Origin of the sequence: Microbacterium sp. 13-71-7 (assembly GCF_002257455.1) — a bacterium.
GTDB lineage: Bacteria > Actinomycetota > Actinomycetes > Actinomycetales > Microbacteriaceae > Microbacterium.
In genome coordinates, this window is sequence record NZ_NCKN01000266.1 from 1 (window position 1) to 5,006 (window position 5,006).

At 65.3% G+C, this 5,006-nt stretch carries 4 protein-coding genes; 2 read left to right on the forward strand and 2 right to left on the reverse strand.

Annotated elements, in window-relative coordinates:
• Both B7X32_RS18350 and B7X32_RS18355 read right to left on the reverse strand, forming a co-directional pair.
• Positions 1-571 (reverse strand): hypothetical protein (locus B7X32_RS18350; protein WP_292722965.1); only part of this gene is annotated, 571 nt, incomplete at its 3' end.
• Between the two features lie 188 nt (positions 572-759).
• A complete protein-coding gene (locus tag B7X32_RS18355; RefSeq protein ID WP_292722968.1) occupies positions 760-1,098 on the reverse strand; it encodes a hypothetical protein in 339 nt (112 codons plus the stop codon).
• Between the two features lie 1,013 nt (positions 1,099-2,111).
• On the opposite strand from B7X32_RS18355, the gene B7X32_RS18360 reads away from it, so the two are divergent.
• Positions 2,112-4,469 carry a hypothetical protein gene (locus B7X32_RS18360; protein WP_292722971.1) on the forward strand — a complete coding sequence of 786 codons (2,358 nt, stop codon included), beginning with the start codon at positions 2,112-2,114 and terminating at the stop codon, positions 4,467-4,469.
• A partial coding sequence (locus tag B7X32_RS18365; RefSeq protein WP_292722974.1) for a hypothetical protein occupies positions 4,466-5,006 on the forward strand: 541 nt, incomplete at its 3' end. The genes B7X32_RS18360 and B7X32_RS18365, both read left to right, overlap by 4 nt.

Genomic DNA, 5,006 nt, shown 5'->3' on the forward strand with positions numbered 1-5,006 from the left:
CCTGGAGACGGGAGACCGAAGCGACCGCCACTGCTTTCACGCTGTCCTTGCGCACCCCGCGTCTCCCCAGCAGGTGTCGCGTCGCCTCGCCTGCTGTTGATGAGCGCATCACCGCTGACAGCCCGACAGGAATTGAGTCGAAACGTGCCATGTCGAGCGCTGGTGCCCTGACGTTTCGGAGAAACGGGTAAGCGACCTCGGCGACGACCGCGCTCACATTGTTGCTCGACGGATGAAAGCCAGTCACGCGTTCTGACATGCGGACTATGGCTCCGAGAAGCTGACTGCTGACGAAGCGGTTTTCCCAAGTCGGACGACCCCAAGCGGATTCCGCCGTTACCTCGTAGACCCGCCGCGCCTGGCGGCGACGCGGGCGCGGCATCTGATAGACCCGTAGCTGCCCGGAACGCATCGAATAGATGACAGGCGTGTCCGACGTCCACCGCCTCCAGTTCCCGCCATCCGCGGTGGACCCACTGGTGTGCTTCCCGGGCGTCATCGCAACGCTGTCGTACCGCTCGGTGAGCACAGCCAATTGATACCCGAACGCCAGTTGCTGGCGGCGTTCCACCCAGTGCTGCTCCGCGTTCGCACTCGACCCGAGCTTCACCCCCTCCCGCAGGTTCCGACCACGATGCTGGCAGGTTCGGCTGCTGTCACCCGGGTGCGGTGCGTGGCAGTTGCAGGTCGTCGTCCACATCCGGGATAGCGGGGTGGGCTGAATCGCATCCGTCACGGCACCGTGCTCGAGCACGCTCGTCACTTCGCGCCTCCGATGCTCGCGGGACCGATGTTCGTCATGACGTCACGCTTCGCAGTCTGCGGAGCAGCAGCGACGTCAGGCGTGTCCACCTCACCCGCAACGGACGACGAATCGACTCGACCTTCGATGAGGTTCACCACACGCCGTGCGGTCACGTCCGTGGTCGCCTCGGCAGCGAACGTCGAGTGCACACGCTGCAGTGTGACCGCCTGAGCCTTCAACCGTGCGAGCTCATTGACCGCATCCCGCAGGTCGCTCACTTCAACGAGGGCGAGGTCACCCTCCCCGCCGATATGTTCGCGCAGGGTCTCGATGATGTCGTCGGTGGAGGCCATGCAAAGCTCATGCGCGGCAGGCATTGATAGCGTGCGACAGCAGCAGGCTGAGCACGCGCCATCAACATCAACAGGGCTGGAAAAGGCGAGAAGCAACGGCCAGATAAGGACGAGGAGGCGAGCGTCACTGGTGGCCTACACCACCTAGCTCGCCCCCTCTGGGACTGCGGTCGTCCTCACCATGAACCTGCGATTCACAACTGCGTCCCGGCAGCCGCTCGCTTACGCATGAATCTTGAACACCGCGTCTCCATTATGCGCGGTGCTCGCCCCGGCGGTGCGACAGCAGCATGCCACCCTGACCGCGACAGCGGGCCGCGGGCGACAGCCCCCTATAGATGAGAGGCTCCCTCACTTCCTCCGTCCCGCCGCTTCGCGTCGTGCCGTCGTTGTTCGGTCGCCGCTTTCTGTTGCGTTCTGTGCCGTTCTGGCCCGTGGTGTTGCTCGTGGGCTGCGGGGCGCTCGGGGTGCGTGGGTCGCGCCCCGGGCGCACCCCGTTGGTGTTCTTGAGGATTTCGTTGTGTCCCTTGGTGCGCTGCTCCTGTCCCCTGTCCCGTCATGGCCCTTCATGATCCATCAAGGCCCTCACCGTCCCATTAAGACCTGACCCGAACCTCCACACGCAAGACGGCATCAAGCCGGCATGCGAATCGCGAAGCGAGGCGAACAACCGCAACACAGGAACGCCCACGAAGACGGCACGCGCACCACCCTGAACGGCACGAACCGGAGCGGACCGCAGCGCAGCAAGGTCATAAGGCGACGGGAAGTAACGGGAAGGGCGGTAAGCACAGAGACGACGCAGAGGGCGAGACGACGTGGAGGACGTGAGCCCGGGAAACGGGGGCTTCTGATTCTTGGGCGTTTTCGGCCGTTTTTGCAGGGTACTTCTTATGACCCGGTCACCAATGTTCGATGCATATGCGTTCACGAAGGCGGGGAGTCTCGAACCTAACCCCACTGCCTTGCGCTCACGGGTGTCTGCGGCGCTCGCGGATGCCTCGAATGGGGCGGTGTTCTTGCTCCGCCGTGAGGGTTCGCTGTTGCGCCATGAGGTGCTGTTGCGGTCGGCGCCGGGGTCGGAGCGGACGGCGTTCGCGCTTGCCCGGTCGGTGGCCGCGCATTCGGAGCCGGTGGACGTCCCGGACATTGCCGGCACCCCGGTTGTGGCTTGCCTGCGCCATGAGCGTGGGTCGATTGCGGGCAGCAACTCGCAGGTCGGTGCGGACATCCGTGTGGTCACTGATGTGGCGTCGTCGACGTTGCGTGATGGTGAGTGGGTGGCGATTGCGGTGCGGCGGCCGTCACGTGCGGAGACGAAACGCAATCAGCGTTGGTTGGAGCATCGGGGCACGTACACGCATCATTCGTTGGAGACCGACGCTGTTGTCATCTCACTGTGGGCGGGGGCCGCGTCGAAGAACGCCGCTCGGGGTGCGGTGAAGCGCATCGCGAGTGCCCTGCCGGGTTTCGATTTGCGGACTCGCGCGGATGTTGTGAGCACACGCGGTCAGACTTTCGGGTTCTCGGCTTCCGCGGTTGCCGCGCTCGCCGCCGGCATCTTCCTGCCGTCGATTGTCGATTACTCGGAGGTGCTTCCGGTCGGGGTGGCCGCGAGTGTTCTGCTGGCGTCCTGTGCGGTGTTGAGCGCGCGCGGTGTTCTTCCCTCGGCGGCGTCCCGTACACGCCGAGCGTTGCGTGCAGGCGGGCTACCGATACCTCCGTCGTTGTTGGTGCCACCGCATGCGCCGAAGCGTGCGGGCACGGATAAGAACGGGAACCCGACACCGCCGCAGGATGGGGATTACCCGCTGCATCCGAACACGTTCCTGGTGGGCGCGGTCACCCCGTTGACGTTGGTGGCCCCGCATTCGGGTGCGGAGTCGGGTGCGGAGTCCGTGCAGGAGCGAACTGCTCCCCCGGCGTTGCGGGAACCGGTCGGTCCGCTGATTGGGTCGAATGCGGGCGCCCCGGCGTTCTTGTCCGCGGATGACATGTGGTCGGGTGTCATGGCGTTGGGTGAGGCGGGCTCCGGTAAGAGCGAACTGCTGGGGGCGCTGTGGGGCTATGACGCTGCCGCACGCACGGGTTTGCTGCCGACGTCGCCGTCGCTGCGGAATGGGCACGGGATGATTGCCTTCGACACGAAGAACGACTCGAAGGCGACCGCGTCGTACACCGCTTGGTCGCAGGCGGCGGGTGACAACATCATCCGCATCGATGTGTCCGATGTGAACAACCCGTATGGCATCGAACTGTTCCCGACGACGGGGCCTGCGGTGGGTCGTGCCCGCCGGGTCGTGAACGCGCTCAAGTACGTGTTCGGTGATGGCATCGGTTCGGAGTCGTTCGACACGCTGACACGCGTGTTCACTGCGGCGTTCGCTGTCACCCCCGATGTCATCTCCGAGGTCCGCGGGTTGGAGGCCGGGCGGTCCCCGTTCCATTACGCGAACATCCTGTTGACATCCCGCGGTGACGACCTCGGCAAGCAGGTCGCCGACGTGCTCCGCATGAAAGCGGACCGCACTGGTGACGCTGACGCACGTGAGGCCACCGAGGGGCTATCGCCGTTGTATGACCCGCAGCGGACTGCCGCGCAACGGCAGGCGCTTGTGAAAGCACCACGCAACAAGATGGAGCAGTTGTCTGCGGCGGAGCACTGGTGGAGCCGGCCGAAGCGGGCGTCGTGGGCGTCCCTGTTGAATCGTCACGCGTCCGTTGTCGTGAACTTCGGGTCCGTTGACGGGGAGATGTTGGATGAGGAGCTCAGCGCGCAACTGGCGGGCATCATGATGTACACGCTCCGTGATGAGATTCAGCGGAACTGCGTCGGGTGGTGGGATGACGGGCGTGGCACGAGCATCTACGCCGATGAGTTGAAGCACCTTGCGGGCATGAACCCGACGGTCATCTCCTGGTTCCGCAATGACGCACGCGCATACGGTGTACGCCCGAAGTTTGCGACACAGTTCCCGGAGCAACTGGACAAGGAAGTGCGGACGACGGTGATGGGGTTCGGCACCCTGGTCGCGTTCGCGCAGAAGGACTCAGGTGTCGTCGACTCGATTGTGCGGGCACTGTCGACCGGTGGCGCCGAGTGGGGAGCCGCGGACGTCTACAACCTCCCCCGCTATTCGGCCATCATCCGCACGACCCTGCATCAGGGCCCGCAAGCACCGTTCACGGTCGCCGTCCCCGACTTCAAGGCGATTCGTGGCGCCGAGTTCGTTGCTGCGCAGGCGGCGGGGCTGACACCCGCTGTCGCGAATCATCCGCCCCTCGGTATGCCGCCGGCGCCGACCGCTGCCGTCCCGCAGTCTGAGGCTGACTACCTCGGGCATGACTACCGGTTGCCACCGCCCGCATGAGCTCCATTCCGTTCTCGGCGCTGATGTCAAAGACGCCGACGCATCCTCGCCGCACCGCGTGCCGCATCGACCCGTACTGGGGTTCGCTGTGGCGTGGGGGCAGCAGCGAGTCGTGGTGGAGTCGCGCGGACACGGCGCGGCTCATCAAAGCGGGCGCTATCCGCAGCATCCCCTACGAGTTGAAGGTCCGCCCGTCGGATGCCTGGCGTCGCATCGAAAGCTCTCGCACTCATGAGCGGGCGATGCGGATGGTGGCGGCCGTCCAGCAGTGGCGGACGATGACGACTGAGCAGTTGGAGGCGTTCACGGATGTGCCGGGGGTGGATGTCACTGCTACCCAGCCGTGGCTGAGCACTCTGTGGGCAGCGGACCTTGTTGACTACGCGGTTGCCGGTCAGACGCTCGGGAAGAGTTGGCGGACGGCACCTGCCCGCCTTGTCCGCCCGACACGGCCGGGTGCAGGCACGGAACGGTTTACGGACATGCTCAGCTGGGCGGAGTGGGTGAGCGTCACCGGCGGGTACGGCATGGAGCCGC